The sequence below is a fragment of the Pseudomonas sp. MF6767 genome (genome assembly GCF_016405475.1).
In the GTDB taxonomy this organism is placed as follows: domain Bacteria; phylum Pseudomonadota; class Gammaproteobacteria; order Pseudomonadales; family Pseudomonadaceae; genus Aquipseudomonas; species Aquipseudomonas paracarnis.
Genome location: NZ_JAEKCY010000008.1, coordinates 212,184 through 229,541, shown reverse-complemented (window position 1 = coordinate 229,541; position 17,358 = coordinate 212,184). Strand labels below are relative to the sequence as shown.

At 58.4% G+C, this 17,358-nt stretch carries 12 protein-coding genes and 1 pseudogene; 3 read left to right on the top strand and 10 right to left on the bottom strand.

The window, feature by feature from the left end; genetic code table 11:
• Nucleotides 1-34 precede the first annotated feature (34 nt).
• Nucleotides 35-1,054: an arginine/ornithine succinyltransferase subunit alpha gene (gene aruF, locus JFT58_RS15530; RefSeq protein WP_015885475.1), complete on the bottom strand. Its 1,020-nt coding sequence runs from the start codon at nucleotides 1,052-1,054 to the stop codon at nucleotides 35-37.
• A 212-nt stretch (nucleotides 1,055-1,266) separates the two neighbouring features.
• Nucleotides 1,267-2,487 carry an aspartate aminotransferase family protein gene (locus JFT58_RS15525; RefSeq protein WP_054922319.1) on the bottom strand — a complete coding sequence of 407 codons (1,221 nt, stop codon included), beginning with the start codon at nucleotides 2,485-2,487 and terminating at the stop codon, nucleotides 1,267-1,269.
• A gap of 388 nt (nucleotides 2,488-2,875) precedes the next feature.
• Between JFT58_RS15525 and JFT58_RS15520 the strand changes: the two genes are divergently transcribed.
• Entirely contained in the window at nucleotides 2,876-7,903 is a 5,028-nt protein-coding gene (locus JFT58_RS15520) for a leucine-rich repeat domain-containing protein (protein ID WP_054896744.1), read from the top strand.
• Between the two features lie 8 nt (nucleotides 7,904-7,911).
• Here JFT58_RS15520 and argR read toward each other — a convergent pair whose 3' ends face one another.
• The 8 genes and pseudogenes from argR to acs all read right to left on the bottom strand — a co-directional run bounded on the left by argR (nucleotide 7,912) and on the right by acs (nucleotide 15,929).
• Nucleotides 7,912-8,892, bottom strand: a complete 981-nt coding sequence (argR, locus tag JFT58_RS15515; RefSeq protein WP_034128470.1) for a transcriptional regulator ArgR — start codon at nucleotides 8,890-8,892, stop codon at nucleotides 7,912-7,914.
• A gap of 97 nt (nucleotides 8,893-8,989) precedes the next feature.
• Nucleotides 8,990-9,076: pseudogene (locus tag JFT58_RS30315) on the bottom strand (outer membrane lipoprotein carrier protein LolA); the annotation flags it as partial.
• Between the two features lie 34 nt (nucleotides 9,077-9,110).
• Nucleotides 9,111-9,875 (bottom strand): ABC transporter ATP-binding protein, encoded by a 765-nt coding sequence (locus JFT58_RS15510; protein ID WP_054896743.1) that lies wholly within the window; start codon nucleotides 9,873-9,875, stop codon nucleotides 9,111-9,113.
• Nucleotides 9,876-9,902: 27 nt separating this feature from the next.
• On the bottom strand, nucleotides 9,903-11,015 hold the full coding sequence (locus JFT58_RS15505) for a succinylglutamate desuccinylase/aspartoacylase family protein (RefSeq protein ID WP_054896742.1): 1,113 nt from the start codon (nucleotides 11,013-11,015) through the stop codon (nucleotides 9,903-9,905).
• Nucleotide 11,016: 1 nt separating this feature from the next.
• Nucleotides 11,017-11,715 carry an ABC transporter permease gene (locus JFT58_RS15500; RefSeq protein WP_034119440.1) on the bottom strand — a complete coding sequence of 233 codons (699 nt, stop codon included), beginning with the start codon at nucleotides 11,713-11,715 and terminating at the stop codon, nucleotides 11,017-11,019.
• The gene (locus JFT58_RS15495; protein ID WP_003193627.1) at nucleotides 11,712-12,401 is read right to left on the bottom strand and encodes an ABC transporter permease; all 690 of its coding nucleotides are present in this window, start codon (nucleotides 12,399-12,401) and stop codon (nucleotides 11,712-11,714) included. Before JFT58_RS15495 ends, JFT58_RS15500 begins: the two co-directional genes overlap by 4 nt.
• A gap of 91 nt (nucleotides 12,402-12,492) precedes the next feature.
• Entirely contained in the window at nucleotides 12,493-13,278 is a 786-nt protein-coding gene (locus tag JFT58_RS15490) for an ABC transporter substrate-binding protein (RefSeq protein ID WP_043050341.1), read from the bottom strand.
• Nucleotides 13,279-13,973: 695 nt separating this feature from the next.
• Complete coding sequence (gene acs / locus JFT58_RS15485; RefSeq protein WP_005790645.1) at nucleotides 13,974-15,929, bottom strand: acetate--CoA ligase; 1,956 nt, start codon at nucleotides 15,927-15,929, stop codon at nucleotides 13,974-13,976.
• Between the two features lie 397 nt (nucleotides 15,930-16,326).
• Between acs and JFT58_RS15480 the strand changes: the two genes are divergently transcribed.
• Together JFT58_RS15480 and JFT58_RS15475 are read left to right on the top strand one after the other, a co-directional pair.
• Entirely contained in the window at nucleotides 16,327-16,596 is a 270-nt protein-coding gene (locus JFT58_RS15480) for a DUF2790 domain-containing protein (protein WP_054896740.1), read from the top strand.
• A 304-nt stretch (nucleotides 16,597-16,900) separates the two neighbouring features.
• A complete protein-coding gene (locus JFT58_RS15475; RefSeq protein ID WP_054896739.1) occupies nucleotides 16,901-17,290 on the top strand; it encodes a hypothetical protein in 390 nt (129 codons plus the stop codon).
• The last annotated feature ends 68 nt before the right edge of the window (nucleotides 17,291-17,358 follow it).

The window sequence follows — 17,358 nt, the reverse complement described above, 5'->3', positions numbered from 1 at the left end:
GCCGCTGTTGTCAGCCACCCGCGAAACTCTCTTTTTAAACCGCAACCAGGCGCACACTGGCGCCTTCGCCAACACCCAGCGCTTCGGCTGCCGCCAGGTCCAGGGTCACTGGTTTGCCGGGCGCGTAGTCCAGCTCCAGCATCACCGCACGGTAATCCTGCAACTGCGCGTTGCTCACCAGGTACTGGCGGCCAACCCCCTTGACCATCTCACCGATTTTCACTGGCACCACGCGGCTCTGGGCAATCGAGCGAATGCCCGAGACCCGGGCGTGCAGCGTCGGGCCACCGTCGAAGATGTCGATGTAATGGTCAGTTTCGAAACCTTCACGCATGAGGATGTCGAAGGTGATTTGCGCACGCGGGTGCACCTGGCCCATGGCTTCTTGCGCTTCGTCCGGCAGCAGCGGCACGTAGATCGGATAGTGCGGCATCAGCTCGGCGAGGAAGGTACGGCTTTTCAGCCCGCACAGGCGCTCGGCGGCGGCGTAGTTGAGGTCGAAGAAATTGCGGCCAATGGCATCCCAGAACGGCGAGTCACCGTTCTCGTCGCTGTAGCCGACAATCTCGGTCACCACCGAGTCGGCAAAGCGCTCGGGATGGCTGGCGACAAACAGCAGTCGGCCACGGGAATTGAGTTCCGACCACGGCGAACCGACCAGCGCAGGCTTCACGTAGAAACTGGTGAGCAGGCTGTTGCCGGTAAGGTCGTGGCACTGGGAAAGCACGTGGATCTTGTTGTGGATCTTCAGCTCGCGGGAGGCGTGTACGAAGGTCTCGTTACGAAAGCTATAGAACGGCTCGGAGTAACCGGCCGAGGCCACGATGGCCGAGCAGCCGGCGAGCTTGCCGGTCTCGGTGTCTTCCAGCACGAAGAAATAGCTCTCTTCACCGTTGAAACTCACCTCGGCCGCAAAAGAAGCTTCGCTGGCCGCGATCTTGTCGCTCAAGCGTTCCACATCATCCGGCAAGGAGGTGACACCAATCGGGCTGTCCGCAGCCAGACGCTGTACCTCGCCCAGATCAGCCATTTGCGCGGGGCGCATCACCAGCATGGTGTCACTCCTTAACTCGAAAACTCACAGAGGAAAAAATGCCGGACACAGGCCCTGGATACACATCGGTCTCAATGTGTCAGCAGATCCATGTGGGAGCTGGCTTGCCTGCGATACAGGCAACTCGGTATATCAATGTCACCGAGGTGATGCTATCGCAGGCAAGCCAGCTCCCACATGTGTTCAGGTCCGGCCAATAAAATGTGTCGCTATCAGGCTTGCGTCAACGTCTTCACAGCACGCTCAAAACGATCCAGGCCTTCGTTGATGTCCGCCTCTTCCACCACCAGGCTCGGCGCAAAACGCACCACGTCGGGGCCGGCTTGCAGGATCATCAGGTTTTCTTTCTCGGCCGCGTTGAACACGTCCTTAGCCTTGCCTTTGAAGGCATCGCTGAGTACGCAACCGATCAACAAGCCCATGCCACGCACTTGGGTGAAGATGCCGTACTGCTTGCCGATCTGCTCCAGGCGCGCCTTGAACAGGTCGTGCTTGGCATTCACACCCGCCAGCACTTCTGGGGTGTTGATCACGTCGATCACCGCTTCCGCTACCGCGCACGCCAGCGGGTTGCCGCCGTAGGTGGTGCCGTGGGTGCCGACCACCAAGTGCTTGGCCAAGTCTTCACGGGTGAGCATCGCCGCAATCGGGAAGCCGCCGCCCAGGCTCTTGGCGCTGGTGAGGATGTCCGGCGTCACGCCGTAATGCTGGTAGGCAAACAGGTGGCCGCTGCGGCCCATGCCGGTTTGCACTTCGTCGAATACCAGCAGCGCATCGTGGGTGTCGCACAGTTCGCGGGCGCCTTGCAGGTAAGCCAGTTCGGCTGGCAGTACGCCGCCTTCGCCCTGGATCGGTTCCAGAACCACGGCGCAGGTCTTATCGGTCACCGCCGCTTTCAGCGCAGCCAGGTCGTTATAAGGAACGTGGGTGATGCCGGTGATTTTAGGCCCGAAACCATCGGAGTACTTCGACTGGCCACCGACGTTGACGGTGAACAGGGTACGGCCATGGAAGCTGTTCAGCGCGGCGATGATCTCGTACTTCTCGCTGCCAAAACGGTCGAACGCCACGCGACGGGCCAGCTTGAAGGCGGCCTCGTTGGCTTCGGCGCCGGAGTTGCAGAAGAACACGCGCTCGGCAAAGGTGGCGTCGATCAGCTTGTGGGCCAGGCGCAGCGCCGGCTCATTGGTGAACACGTTGGAGACGTGCCAGAGTTTGTTGGCCTGTTCGGTCAAAGCACCGACCAGTGCCGGATGGGCGTGGCCCAGAACGTTAACCGCGATGCCGCCGGCAAAGTCGATCAGCTCGCGACCGGCCTGGTCCCAGACGCGCGAACCTTGGCCACGCACAGGAATAAAGGCAGCAGGTGCGTAGTTGGGCACCATCACCTGGTCGAAATCGGCACGTTGCACCGGGGCTTGCTCAACGGACATCGGAGTCTCCTGAAGAGGAACGCCTGCCTGGAACTGGCGGGCGATGCAGGGATTGTAAGGACAGTTTTCAGTGGGGCCTTGTCGCCAAGCGACAACTTCTTATAGCGCCAACCCGTGTTTTTCGCGGGTTTACGCCAATGCGACAAATAGCGTCGCAATGGCGCAGTTTAAACGCTGCGGCAGGTTTACGTCAGGATCATGCAGCGAAAGGGTTGGCGCGCCCTGACGATCTAACTGCGCCTACCTGAGTTCCGGGCAGCACGGCCTCATAAGCAAGGGAGGCAAGCGCAAGATCTGCAGGTTTCTTTGCGGGCATCACTATATATGCTCCCGCCCTGCATCAAAGTTGGTGTGATGTCGCTGCCTCAACTCAATGAAGATCCAGCCCATGCCCACCCCAACTCAGACCTCGCTCTCCCAACACCTCGCACAAGTCGCAGCCGTAGTGCCCGCCGAGGTCAACCCCCGCCTACCGAAATGGCTAGGGAACGCCTCAAGTGCCCGGCGTCAGGCCCTGAAAAACAGCCCAATTGAATTCGCCGATTGGTATGGCGATGCCAACCGCACACAGCAAGCTCCCGCCAAGAAGGCCCTGGAGAACAGTTGGAAGGCACAAAACCAAGTCGACAGCGCCCTATCCATGCTCCAATCCCCGCAGGCATTTGCCGCCCCCTTGCTGCAGCAGGCACTCAAGCAGCAGTACGACGCCGACTGCGACGTCAGCGCTATTTACCTGCGCTTGTATATCCCACAGACCACACCGCTGCTTCCCATAGAAACTGGCGCCAAAACCTGGACCGTTTCACTGGTGGAGGCGGCATTGCACAACTTTGATGCGGACGAAAGCAAGCCGACGGCATATGCCCCAGAGTCGACATTCATTACTCAGCCCTCCGCCACCGGGCAATTCAACACGCTGCCCCAATTACGCGAGAAAATCAGCATCGCGCAATTCATTGGGTTATGCCGCACGCTGGATGTCGGCAAGCAATACCAGCGCTACCTCAAGAACCTTTTGGGCTTCAATGACGCGGCGATCAAGGCTCAACTGCGCCAAAAGGTCATCAACAGCCTGAAAGCCGACGCCCAAGCCAGCTTGCATATGGCGCAGCTGAAAAAAGATGTATCGCCCCAAGCGTTCAATGCACTTCGCAGCTTTCTCAAAAACCTGATCGGCGACCTGAACGGCAGGCCGTTGCTGTGCCATGACCTTAGCCTGATGAACGCCCCCTTGACCGGCATCGTGCTGTTCGCCGCCGACCTGGAGTCCAATCGCAGCGCCGTCCCGATGGTGGCCTACATTCCGGGCGACCCGCAATCGCCGCTCAAGTATTACGCCAACGGTCAGGCTTTCATGCAGGACCTGGCGAACAAACTGCGCAGCGCCGACTATCAGGCGTTTTTCAGCCGTTTCGTCAGGCATGAACAGCGTGGCTACTTCTTTGCCGATCTCAACAGCCGCTTATCACAGGTCGTCTGGCACGAGCATGTTTCGGGCGACCCCCGCCCTGTCTGGCGTGACGAACCCGTGGCCAAAACCAACCTGCAATTCTATGCGACGAAAATCACCAACGACCTGTACGAGCACCTGTATGAGAACAAGCTTGATAAGTTGCTCAACGATGCTCGCGTAACGGCCATTCCCACCGCCGACGCTGACAGAAATGCTCGCTGGCGGCACTGGGAGGTTGTGCAGAAAATCGGTGAAGCCATTCTCGAAATCGCCGCCTTCATCGCAACACCCTTTGTTCCGCCGCTGGGCTTACTGATGCTCGGCTATACCGCCTATCAACTGCTCGACGATGTGTTCGAAGGCGTGCTCGACTGGGCCGAAGGGCTCAAGCGCCAGGCATTCGGGCACCTGATGTCAATCCTTGAGCAAATGGTCCAACTGGGGATGTTCGCGGTCGGCGCACCGATAGCCGAAAACCTGTTGCGACAGACGCTACCGAAGGCGCTATGGGACTTCTTTGACAGACTCACTCCGGTGACCACCGACCGTAAAACCCGTCTGTGGAACCCCGACCTGGCGCCCTACGCCCACGACATTCAACTGGTTCCAGGGTCGCGCCCCGGCCCGCAGGGATTACATGCCCATCAACAAAAGCAGATCCTGGCGCTGGACGGGCAATTTTTCTCCATCAAACAACCCTCGGGCAACGCTAGCCTTGAACACCCTACGCGCCCCCACGCTTACCGCCCACGCGTACTGAGCAATGGCAAGGGCGCCTGGTTGACGCCCGTGGATCGCCCGTTGACCTGGAATCGCACCACCTTGCTGCGCCGGCTCGGCCCATCTGCCGAAGGTATCAGCGAAGCGGGTCTTGAAAGAGCCAGTCGCATCAGCGAGACCAATGATGACGCCCTGCGCAAACTGTACATGGACCACCAACCGCCACCGCCGCTGTTGGCCGACACACTCAAGCGCATCCGGATCGATGAGCAGCTGCAAACTTTCATCGACCAAATGAACAGCGATGACCCTGCGATGTATCAGAAGGCTGATACCCAAACGCAACTGTGGCTGCTGAGCCAGACGGGCCTATGGCCCGAATCCAAGACCCTGCGGTTTCTCAACGCCAAAGGTGAAACCGTCTGGGAGCACAAAGGCCATAAAAACGCCGCCGTGGCACAGATACACGAAGCCCAGATGAACAACGGCGATTTGCTGACGATCGTGCTGGAAACCTTGAACGAGTCGGAACGCAAAACCTTGCTTGAAGAGCCATTCGGCCCCACGCCCACCCTGCCTGCGCGCACCGCCAAACTGCGCAAACAACTGGCACGCGCAGCTCAGAAAAGCCGCGCCTCGCTGTTCGACTCGCGTTATCGCGGGCTGGAGATAACCGCTGACGCACGCCTGCAAACCATCATCGACGCCGCGCCCGGCCTGCCAACGAGCGCCGCCGAAGACGTATTACGCTGCTCCACCGGCCAGCAGTTGCTGGACATCGACCAAGGCAAGGTACCCGCACCGGTACTTGAGCGAGCACGCTGGGCCGCTCATCACGTTCGAATCAGCCGGGCGCATGAAGGGCTGTACATGACCACTCTGGAAAACAGCGACACCCACCGCCTCGCCCTGCACTCGCTGGAAAACCTGCCGGGCTGGTCGCCGTCTGTGCGCCTGGAAGTGCGCGATTTCAAGCAAACCGGCAAGCTGCACGATGCAATCGGCGCTCCTGAAGCACCGATCAAACGCACCCTGGTGCGTACCATCGAAGGCGAGTACATCCCCGAAGACGAAAAAGGCATGGTGCTTGCCGAAACGGATTTTTACACTGCCGTCCTGCAGGCCCTGCCTGACACTCAGCGCGATGCGCTGGGCATTCATATCGGCCAGGGTCCGTTGTTGCGGCAAACCTTGAGCCAGCGCCCCCTGACACGTGAAGCGCTCGGCGCGTTGTTGGCCCAGGATCCAGTGCGCAAACCTGCCTACGACCCCAGGCTGATGCGCCTACCCGGCGGCATGGAAGGCTACCCCGCCACACCGCCAGAGGCCGGTAACACCCCCGAATTGGCGTTGTTACACGAGCTGTACCCTGGCCTGAGCCCGCAAGAGCTGGCTCAGACACTGGACATTTTGAACAGCTATCCCAGCACTCCCTTACAGACGCTCCGCTACCTGAAAAACGAGCTTTTACGACTGAAAACCGATCTGATGGCCTGGCGCTCGAGCCTCTTGCAGGCCTCTCTCAACACCGATGCCCCGCTACCCCCTTCCACCGTCGCCGAAGCGGAACTGCACCGCTGGATATGGACACAAGAACTGCTCCGCGGCTGGCGCCATGAAACGCCGATCGATACTGACCACGCAATCGGACGCACACTGAACCTTGGCTACCCCATTCACGGCGAACTGCCTGTACTCAATGCAAACTTCGATCACATTTCCAGTTTGACGCTAAAGGGTTACCCCACTACCCGGGGAGCGCCAGGTTTCCTCACCCACTTCCCCAACCTACGTACGTTGCATCTGAGCGACGTTGCCCTCAACACAATTCCTCCCGAGGTCATCGCACTTTCTCACCTTGACAGACTGACGCTGCGCAACTGCAACCTGACCCTGCAAAACCGCGCAGACCTTGATCCATTCACAGGACTCAAAAGCCTGGACCTGTCCAACAACAATCAGCTGTCACGGTCTCCCAACCTCGGGCACATGCCTGAACTACAGACGCTGAACCTGAGCGGAACCCATATCTCCCTGTTTCCCGAGAACTTGCTCAATCGCCCCCAACTAGTCAGCGCCGATCTGAGCAACAACTATTTGAGTCGGCTGCCTGATTTGATCTTCCAGCTGCCAGGCAATGCCGCCAAAGCCTTTAACCTGTCAGGCAACGGGTTCTCACGCGCCACGCTGCAGAGGATCAAAGCCTATTGCCAGATAACCGGCGAACATTTTGGTGCTGATGCCAACCCCGCGCAGAGGCTTATGGTGCAAGCGCTTTACCCCAAGTACAGCGTCGACCAGGCGAATAACTTCATCTTCAGGCTGCCCGGCGGCCTGGAGGACTCAATGGCACACTTGGTGCGCTTGAAAGCGGACTACGAGCGTCTTCAAGCCGATTTGCAGGAATGGATAGTGAGTGTGCCGGCACAGCATCCGCTTACGAGGGCACCACTGGACGAGCAAGCGCAGGCTCAGCAGCAGTTGGTGCGAGACGAACTCAAAACAGTGCTGGAAGCAGCTTGGCGAAGGGAAACCGCTCTGGACTCCGATCAAGAGCCGCCTGCCGCCTCCCACGAAATGGAAGTGACGCTGGCGCCGCTAGGCGATCTACCGTCATTGAATATCGATTTCGAGCACATTTCGAAGCTGGAATTGAGAGCAGAGGAAACTACGTCGATTCCCCAGGGATTTCTCGAGCACTTTCCCAACCTGGAAAGCCTGCTGATCTACCGCTATGCCTTGAACGACATTCCTGGCGCCGTGTTCAATCTACCCAAACTCAAGTCACTGAGCCTTGCAAACAGCCATATTCGCTTGACCACCACCAGCGCCGACGCCCTGAGCGACCTGCAGAACCTTGAGTACCTGGACCTGAGTCATAACCCGCTGGGCGTCGCGCCCGACATCAGCAAAATGTCGGGACTGACAGGTTTGATGATCGAAGAAGCCGGCCTCACGCAAGTGCCGAACGGAATATTCAACCTGCCATCGCTTGATCAAGTGAGCTTGCGCAACAACCAGATTAGCGAGCTGCCCAGCGACCTCCTTGAGATGGATGCAGACAGAGCCCAGGGCTTCGACCTCAGCGGCAACCCGTTCTCGCCCGCGGCGATCGCCATGCTGCGCAGTTATTACAACCGCACGGCGGTAAGTTTCGATGTACCGGAAGCTTTACAACCCCCGCCGATCAATCCCAACCAGGACTCCGTCAGCGGTGGACCCGACACAGAGGGCGATGAATAGCCCGCCGCTCAACCGCGCTCGGAGGGCACCGACGACAACTCGAACGGGCTGCTGCTGCGCCGTTGGTTGCGGTCTTCACGGGGAGTAGCGCCGAAGAAGTTACGGTAGGCGCTGGAGAAATGCGGCCCCGAGGAGAAGCCGCACGACAGGCCGATCTGGATGATCGACTTGCTGGTTTGCATCAACATCTGGCGCGCCTTGTTCAGGCGCAGTTCCAGGTAATACTGGCTGGGAACGCGGTTAAGGTACTGCTTGAAGATGCGCTCCAGCTGTCGTCGTGACACGCACACGTGCTGGGCAATTTCATCGGTGGTCAGCGGCTCTTCAATATTGGCTTCCATCAACAACACCGCCTGGGTCAGCTTCGGATGGCTGGAGCCCAGGCGGTTTTGCAACGGAATGCGCTGGCGCTCGCCGCCCTCACGGATGCGCTCCACCACCAATTCTTCAGACACGGCACCGGCCAACTCGGCGCCATGGTCACGGGCCAGTACCGCCAACAGCAGGTCAAGTACCGACATGCCGCCGCAAGCGGTCAGGCGATCACGGTCCCAGTCAAACAGGTGGCTGGTGGCGATGACCTTGGGGAAACGCTCGGCGAAATCGTCCTGCCAGCGCCAATGCACGGCAGCACGATAACCATCCAGCAAACCAAGCTGGGCCAATGGGTACACGCCCGCCGATAACCCGCCGATCACGCAACCAGCCCGAACCAGCTGCTTGAGCGCTGTGCTGAGCTGCGAGGCGATGGCGGCAGGCGGCTCATCCGCCAGCAGGAACAGTTTCTGAAAACCTTCCAGCTTGCCGGCCCACGGCTCGCCCGGCAGTTGCCAGGCCCCCTCGGTTTGCGGCTCGGCCTGCAGAAACGACAATTCGTAGACCACATCCGGATGCACCCGCTGAGCAACGCGCAAGGCCTCCTCAGCCAGCGCAAGCGTGAGTGCTTTTGTGCTGGGCCAAATCAGGAAACCAATTTTGTGGGCGGTCATGGAGTGCTATCCGGAGCGAAAACGGTGAAAGAAGCTGTGGGCCAATGCTAGCCCGTAAACCAACACAAATCTCAAAAACAATGAAGCCCTGCCCTCCTGTAGGAGCGAGCTTGCTCGCGAAAAACCTGAGAACGCCACGGGGTATCAGGCTTCCCGCGTTATCGTTGACGATCTTCGCGAGCAAGCTCGCTCCTACAGGGGATGGGTGGCAACCTTGACTATTTCAAGCTGCCGGACAGGAATTGCTGAAGGCGCTCGGACTGCGGGTTCACCAGCACTTCCCTCGGATTGCCACGCTCTTCAACAATGCCTTTGTGCAAAAACACCAACTGGTTCGACACTTCCCGGGCAAAGCCCATTTCGTGGGTCACCACCACCATGGTGCGGCCTTCCTGGGCCAGGTCCTGCATGACCTTGAGCACTTCGCCCACCAACTCCGGATCCAGCGCCGAAGTAGGTTCGTCGAACAGCATCACCTCAGGTTCCATCGCCAGCGCACGAGCAATCGCTACGCGCTGCTGCTCGCCACCGGACATGTGGCCCGGGAACGCATCCTTACGATGGCCCACGCCAACTTTGGCCAGGTAATGCTCGGCCTTTTCACGGGCCTCTTTCTTCGATATGCCCAACACGTGCACCGGGGCTTCCATCACGTTTTCAATCGCGGTCATGTGCGACCACAGGTTGAAATGCTGGAACACCATGGACAGGCGTGAACGCATACGTTGCAGTTGCTTGGGGTCGGCGGCCTTCATGGCGCCGTCCTTGCTGGCCACCAGTTTCAGCTCTTCGTTATTGAGCAGAATCTTGCCGGCGTGGGGCTGCTCCAGCAGGTTGACGCAGCGCAAAAAGGTACTTTTGCCCGAACCGCTGGAACCGATGATGCTGATCACATCACCGGCGGCGGCGGCCAGGGACACACCTTTGAGCACTTCATGACTGCCATAGCGTTTATGCAGGTCTTGGACTTCAAGCTTGTACATGCGGTCGGTTCTCACAAAAACAGGTGGTCAGTCGTTGAGCAAGCGCCCGTGACGCAGCGCTTCGCGCCCCGCCACCTTGGCCAGCCAGAAACCCGCTTGGGCATAACGTAGCCGTTCAACGGCAAACAACACCCCCGAGGTGCCCGCGCAAATAGTGCTTACGCGGTCAGTCAGGGGGTCAATCACTTCAAAAATCTCGTCGCCGGTTTCTACCCAGTCGCCCGCTTTACGCAGGTAACTGATCACCCCGGCATGGGGCGCGAACAGCAGCTCGGTGCCCTCAAAAGGCACACCTTCGCAAGGTTCGTGTTGCGGCGCAGGCCACTCGCCCTTGATCAAGCCTTGTTCGGCGAGGAACGCAAGGATGCCTTCGGCGTGGAAGATGGCTTCATCACGGCCGGTGTCGGCCTGGCCGCCCAACTCCAACGTCGTTGCCAGGCAGGCCAGCGGAATCTGCGCCTGCGGGAACATGCGCGACAAACGCAGCCACGGCAACGAGCACGCCTCGTCAAACGAACTGCCGCCGGAATCTTCCGCCAGCAGGCCGACCTTCACATTCAGATGTGCCGACAGCGACCGCCACTGCGGCCAGTGTTGGGGCAGCGCGTACATGTGCAGTGCGGCTTCGGCGTCGCAATGCAGGTCCAGCACCACATCGGCGGTGCAGGCATGGCTCAGCAGGATACGCTGCATGCCTTGCAACTGGCTGCTCGGCTCGGGCAAGGCGGCCAGCGTATCGCTCATGGCCTGGCGAATCATGCGCACATTGGCGTGCGGGTCATCACCCAGTTTGCCTTGCAACAATGCACCGACCGGCTCGCTCAACTCAACGAAGTCGCGATTGAAGTTCTTGCCGCTGCCCACTTCGAAACGCCCCTGGTGGCTGCCCTGCAACAGCTGGCCAAGGCCCATCGGGTTAGCCACCGGCACCAGCTCGATCACGCCGTTGAGGGCGCCCTGCTGCTCCAGCTTTGTGAGGCGTTTTTTCAGTTCCCACGCGGCACGCATACCCGGCAACTCATCGGCGTGCAGGCTGGCCTGGATATAGGCCTTGCGCTCGCCGCTGCCAAAGCGGAACACGCTCAGTTGGCGCTCGCAGCCCAAATGCCCCCAGGGCAGCAGATGATCGATACGTTCCATATCAGTGCTTCCGTGGAGCCAGGTAGCTCAGCCAGCGGCGCTCGGCCAACTTGAACAGGCGCACCAGGATGAAGGTCAGGCACAGGTAGAACACGCCGGCGGTGATATAGGCTTCGAACGGCAGGTAATACTGGGCATTGACCGTACGCGCGGCACCGGTGATGTCGATCAGGGTAACGATGGACGCCAGGCTGGTGGTCTGCAGCATCATGATCACTTCGTTGCTGTACTGCGGCAGCGCGCGGCGCAGGGCCGACGGCAACAGGATGCGGCGGTACAGTTTGTAGCGCGACATGCCCATGGCCTTGGCCGCTTCGATCTCACCGTTAGGAGTGGCCTTGAGGCTGCCGGCGATAATTTCGGCGGTGTAGGCGCTGGTGTTGATCGCAAACGCCAGGCACGCACAGAATGTCGCGCTGGACAGCAGCGGCCACAGGAAGCTTTCGCGTACCGCTTCGAACTGCGCCAGGCCGTAGTAGATCAAAAACAGCTGCACCAGCATCGGCGTGCCGCGGATCACGTAGGTGTAAAGCCAGGCCACGCCGTTGACGATCGGCTGCTTGGACACGCGCATCAAGCCCAGGGGCAAGGCCGCGAGCAGGCCGAAGAACAGCGAGATAGCGAGCAGTTTCAGGGTGGTCAGCAAGCCGCCAAGGTACAGCGGCATGGCCTCCCAGATGACGTTGTAGTCGAAGATCATAGATCAGCCGCCCTTACGCCTACCGAGTAGCGCTTCTCAAGGTAACGCAAGGCCAGCAACGACACGCTGGTGATCACCAGGTACATCGCCGCCACTGCGAGGAAGAAGGTAAAAGGCTCGCGGGTGGCGTCTGCCGCCTGCTTGGCCTTGAACATCATGTCTTGCAGACCTACCACCGAAATCAGCGCGGTGGCCTTGGTCAATACCAGCCAGTTGTTGGTAAACCCAGGGATCGCCAGCCGAATCATCTGCGGCACCATCACCCGGAAAAACACCTGGAAGCTGCTCATGCCATACGCCAGGCCGGCTTCAGCCTGCCCCTTGGGAATGGCCATGAAGGCGCCACGGAAAGTTTCCGACAGGTAGGCGCCAAAGATGAAACCCAGGGTGCCGATACCGGCGGCCAAGGGGTTCAAGTCGATATAGTCGTCAAAGCCCAATAGCGGCGCGACGCGGTTAAGCAAGTCCTGGCCGCCATAGAAAATCAGCAGGATCAGCACCAGGTCGGGGATCCCGCGGATCACCGTGGAGTACAAGTCACCCAGCCAAGCCAACCAGCGCACCGGCGACAGGCGTAACGCGACCCCGATCAGACCCAGAACAATGGCCAAGGCCATGGACGACAAGGCGAGCTGAAGCGTCAACCAAGCGCCATCGAGGATAACGGCCCCGTAGCCTTTCAACATGATTCAGGTCCTCGAAAAGGGGGATGAAAAAATGGCGCAAACTTCAGGATGACTGTTGCTTGCGCCATTTCGGACAGACAGCTGCGATGAGTTACTTGGCGTCAGCGCCGTAAATATCGAAGTCGAAGTACTTGTCCTGGATTTTCTTGTATTCGCCGTTGGCACGGATTGCAGCGATGGCCGCGTTGATGCGTTCAAGGTTTTCCTTGTCGCCTTTGCGCACTGCGATGCCGATACCGTCGCCGAAGTATTTGGCTTCGGTGAACGATGGGCCTACAAACGCGTAGCCTTTGCCGGCGTCGGTTTTCAGGAAACCGTCTTGCAGCAGGGTGGCGTCAGCCACGGTACCGTCGAGACGACCGGCGGCCACGTCCAGGTAGATTTCGTTCTGGGTACTGTAACCCTTGATATCCGCACCTTTTGGCGCCAGGACTTCACGGGCGAAACGGTCGTGGATCGAACCGCGCTGCACACCGATCTTCTTGCCCTTCAACTCATCCAGACTGTCGCTGACGGTGGTGCCTTCCTTCATCACCAGACGCGCAGGGGACAGGTAGTAGCGAGTGGTGAAGTCCACCGATTTCTTGCGGTCGTCAGTGATGGACATGGATGACAGGATCGCGTCGATCTTGCGCACTTTCAACGCCGGGATCAGGCCGTCGAACTCTTGCTCAACCCAGGTGCATTTCACGTCCATCTGCTTGCACAGCGCGTTGCCGATGTCGTAGTCAAAACCGACGATGCTGCCATCCGGCGCCTTCGAGGCAAACGGAGGGTAAGCCGCTTCGATACCAATTTTCAGCGGCTTGCCTTCGGCGAAAGCCTGCATGGACAGCACGGACAGCGCCAGGGCGCCCAACAGCACGAGTTTCTTCATCTTGGGACTCCATCGGTATAGGGCAAAAACAGCAGTATGAGCCATGGCCCACGATGCGGCGAAGGTGTAACCGAATAGCGGTGCTGCGTCCTGCGCGGGCGACACCTGCGACGACGAGCGAGTGATCGGCATTCTAACGACAGGCCGGAAGCCGATATTTCCTCAATGCGACAACAATTTACAGAAGCACTGAGAAAGCGGTTCCAACACATTGACAGCCTCTGAATTTTATGCAGAGACAAAAGATATTAAACCTGATGATGCTGCAAATTGCGGGCCTATTATTCGCAAACCCTTCTAGCACGGCAAGTCTGGCGTTTAATCTTATTTTTTGGGGTGTCTAGAACGCGGTTTTTCGGGGCGTGGGCGTGGTCCATTGCCCCAGCTTTGTGCGGGTGGTTACACATTTGGGCGGGCCGGTAACATTCAGAAACGTCCCACCGGGAAAACCGATATTTATTGGCTTGGTCGTGATGCGACTCTGTCAGACCGCCACCCACACCCCTTTATGAAATGCGATCTGAACTGTGGGAGCTGGCTTGCCTGCGATAACGGTGTATCAGCCAAAGATGGGCTAACTGATAAATAGCTATCGCAGGCAAGCCAGCTCCCACATTGAACCTCGGTGCTTCTGAGTCCCCAAAAAAAGCCCCATCCGGCTTCCACCGAATGGGGCTCTGTCCCACCTACCCCGCTTACGCGACGTTCATGGTCTTGTGCGTTTCAATCAAATGCGCCACCACACTCGGATCTGCCAGGGTGGAGATATCCCCCAACCCGTCGTATTCAGCCGTGGCGATCTTGCGCAAAATGCGCCGCATGATTTTCCCCGAGCGCGTTTTCGGCAACCCAGGCGCCCATTGGATTACGTCCGGCGAGGCAATCGGCCCGATTTCCTTGCGCACCCAGTTTTTCAGCTCCAGGCGCAGTGCTTCGTTGGGCTCTTCACCATTCTTCAAGGTGACATACACATAAATGCCCTGCCCCTTGATGTCGTGGGGCACACCCACCACCGCCGCCTCGGCGACTTTGGGGTGCGCAACCATGGCGCTCTCGATCTCGGCAGTACCCATGCGGTGGCCGGACACGTTCAACACGTCATCCACACGGCCCGTGATCCACCAGTAACCATCTTCATCGCGACGGGCGCCGTCACCGGTGAAGTACATGCCGCGGAAGGTCTTGAAGTAGGTGTCGACAAAACGGTCATGGTCGCCGTACAGGGTACGCGCCTGGCCTGGCCAGGAATCCAGAATCACCAGGTTGCCTTCGGCGGCGCCTTCGATGATGTTGCCCAGGTTGTCCACTAGCGCCGGCACCACACCGAAGAACGGCCGTGCCGCCGAACCCGGCTTCAACGCATGGGCGCCTGGCAGTGGGCTCATCAGCGTGGCACCGGTTTCGGTCTGCCACCAGGTGTCGACGATCGGGCAACGGGATTGGCCGACGTTCTTGTAGTACCAGTCCCAGGCTTCCGGGTTGATCGGCTCACCCACAGAACCCAACAGGCGCAGGCTGCTGCCGTCGGCGCCTTCACAGGCGGCGGTGCCGGAGGCCATCATGGCGCGGATCGCGGTCGGTGCGGTGTAGAGGATGTTGACCTTGTGCTTGTCGACGATCTTCGCCACGCGGGTGATGTCCGGGTAGTTCGGCACGCCTTCGAACAGCAGCGTGGTCGCGCCATTGGCCAGCGGGCCGTAGACGATGTAGGTGTGGCCAGTGACCCAGCCGACGTCGGCGGTGCACCAGTAGATTTCGCCTGGGCGATAGTCGAATACGCGCTCGTGGGTCAGGGCCGCATAGAGCAAGTAGCCACCGGTGGTGTGCTGCACACCCTTGGGCTTGCCGGTAGAGCCGGAGGTATAGAGGATGAACAGCGCTTCTTCGGCGCCCATCTCTTTTGGCGCGCAGACGGTGCCCGCCACTTTCATCAGGTCTTCGTACCAGATGTCGCGATGCTGGTTCCACTTGATCGCACCATTGGTGCGCTTGCACACGATCACCTTCTGGATACTGCTGGTTTCCGGGTTGGTCAGTGCGTCGTCAACGTTAGCCTTAAGCGGAATCTTCTTACCGGCACGGATGCCTTCGTCAGCGGTAATCACCACTTTTGACTTACAGTCGATGATGCGACCGGCCAGGGCTTCCGGGGAAAAACCGCCAAACACCACCGAATGGATCGCGCCGATACGGGTACAAGCCAGCATGGCGACCACGGCTTCGGGGATCATCGGCATATAGATAGTCACCACATCGCCGCGGTGCACGTCCTGGCCGCGCAAGGCGTTGGCGAACTTGCAGACTTCTTCATGCAACTCGCGGTAGGTGATGTTGCGGCTCTCGGCAGGGTCGTCGCCCTCCCAGATGATTGCGATCTGGTCGCCACGCTCGGCGAGGTGACGGTCCAGGCAATTGTAGGAAACGTTCAGGGTGCCATCGGCGAACCATTTGATGTCGACATGGTGGTCGTCGAAAGAGGTCTGCTTCACCGCGGTGAAAGGCTTGACCCAGTCAAGGCGCTTGGCTTGCTCGCGCCAGAAGCCATCGGGGTTGACCACCGACTGCTGGTACATGGCCTTGTAGGTCGCCTCGTCGGTCAGCGTATTGGCTGCTACTTCGGGGCGAACGGGGTACAGGGAAGCCGCACTCATCTTTCTTACCTCGGTGACATAGTTGTTGTTGTATGGCCCCTGTTGTAGCCGGGGTGGGCCTATAGAACCATTCGACGATGGTAGTAACAAGACCCTACAAATTGCCCTGCTATGCCGTTTCACCGCTCTGGCCCGCGTGCTGCGACGCCTGGCAGGTCTCTGAAAAAATCTTGATTGAGGGATTGTTACAAAAACCGCCAAAAGTGTTTATCAAAAGCACGGGTATATGAATATAACCGAGGCGCCTAAAATCAACTCCGCCAACAAGGCACTCTGATTAACAACGCAACAGCCCCCACGAAGGCAACGTTAATCCGAACTTCCCAACTTTTAAGTGACACACGCGGCCTCACAAGGGCCCCGTGCACCCTTTCGCCCTGAAGAAGGTAATGAAGCAATGAAAGCGTTATTAGTGATCGCCCTGAGCAGCCTGTGCGCCACCGCTGCCCTGGCGGACGAAGCCCCGACTGAACTGGCCGGCCAGAACGCCCCGATTGTCGAGAACTACACCTATAGCACGCACTTGGATGTGGCCAAAGTCTTGTCCATGAGCAGCATTCCAGAAGTCTGCGAAGTTGTACCGGTGAAGATGGAATATGAAGATTCTCAAGGCCAGCGTCATATTCTCAACTATCAAGTAATGGGCAATGGTTGCTCTAACGGCTAACAGCTCTTGCTTCGCCCCATCAAAATCCATGTCTATAAAGTAATCATTGTTGCGACGAGGAGCATTATCTCGGGCGGCTACTCCAGCCCTCAGTGATGACCGAGCCACTGCTCCTTCCCGCATATGATTTTTTTACTGATAAATACCTCACATAATTCCAATTACTTCTTTAAACCTGTCAACTCTGACAGTTACCTCAGTTTTAAGTGCGTGTTTGAATGAGACTCCGAGTTTGTCATGCCTGTCGCATCAAGAAGGATGCGGCAAGACAAATATCATACGCAACGACTGAGGAGCAAAAACCATGACGATTTTAAAAAAAGACCCGCGTGATTTAGCTAAAGCGACAGGAAGCGGGAGTGCGGTCATCCATTTCAAAGAGATCCGTGGTGAAGTTGACCAGAGAGCAGCTTATTTGTATTTTTTACCAAAACTTTCAAGCTACGACAGTTACGTTCAAATCACCATCCTGCGTGAGGAGTTCAACCAAGGCGCAATCCCCTTACCCTCAGACAATGTACAAACCTATATAAAACTGGGCACTTCCGCGTGGAGCGCCAATGCGGGAAACGTTAAATGCGACTGGGATGAAAATTCAGGCCGTGCCACAGGTACCTTTGAATTAATTAACTCGCAAACCGAAGAAAAAATATCTTCCGGTAATTTTGATGTGACATTCCCGGTTAAAAAGTAACGCACCCTCGCGGGGGCAGTAAATGCTGTAGCCCCCCTCCTGCCTCCGTATCTGTGAGCCAGATCGAA

What these genes read in the sequence shown, in the direction of transcription:
- argR (WP_034128470.1), bottom strand. Translation starts at nt 8,892, where the DNA reads ATGACCGCCCACAAAATTGGTTTCCTGATTTGGCCCAGCACAAAAGCA.
- JFT58_RS15510 (WP_054896743.1), bottom strand. Translation starts at nt 9,875, where the DNA reads ATGTACAAGCTTGAAGTCCAAGACCTGCATAAACGCTATGGCAGTCAT.
- JFT58_RS15480 (WP_054896740.1), top strand. Translation starts at nt 16,327, where the DNA reads ATGAAAGCGTTATTAGTGATCGCCCTGAGCAGCCTGTGCGCCACCGCT.
- JFT58_RS15500 (WP_034119440.1), bottom strand. Translation starts at nt 11,715, where the DNA reads ATGATCTTCGACTACAACGTCATCTGGGAGGCCATGCCGCTGTACCTT.
- JFT58_RS15505 (WP_054896742.1), bottom strand. Translation starts at nt 11,015, where the DNA reads ATGGAACGTATCGATCATCTGCTGCCCTGGGGGCATTTGGGCTGCGAG.
- JFT58_RS15525 (WP_054922319.1), bottom strand. Translation starts at nt 2,487, where the DNA reads ATGTCCGTTGAGCAAGCCCCGGTGCAACGTGCCGATTTCGACCAGGTG.
- aruF (WP_015885475.1), bottom strand. Translation starts at nt 1,054, where the DNA reads ATGCTGGTGATGCGCCCCGCGCAAATGGCTGATCTGGGCGAGGTACAG.
- JFT58_RS15495 (WP_003193627.1), bottom strand. Translation starts at nt 12,401, where the DNA reads ATGTTGAAAGGCTACGGGGCCGTTATCCTCGATGGCGCTTGGTTGACG.
- JFT58_RS15490 (WP_043050341.1), bottom strand. Translation starts at nt 13,278, where the DNA reads ATGAAGAAACTCGTGCTGTTGGGCGCCCTGGCGCTGTCCGTGCTGTCC.
- JFT58_RS15520 (WP_054896744.1), top strand. Translation starts at nt 2,876, where the DNA reads ATGCCCACCCCAACTCAGACCTCGCTCTCCCAACACCTCGCACAAGTC.
- acs (WP_005790645.1), bottom strand. Translation starts at nt 15,929, where the DNA reads ATGAGTGCGGCTTCCCTGTACCCCGTTCGCCCCGAAGTAGCAGCCAAT.
- JFT58_RS15475 (WP_054896739.1), top strand. Translation starts at nt 16,901, where the DNA reads ATGACGATTTTAAAAAAAGACCCGCGTGATTTAGCTAAAGCGACAGGA.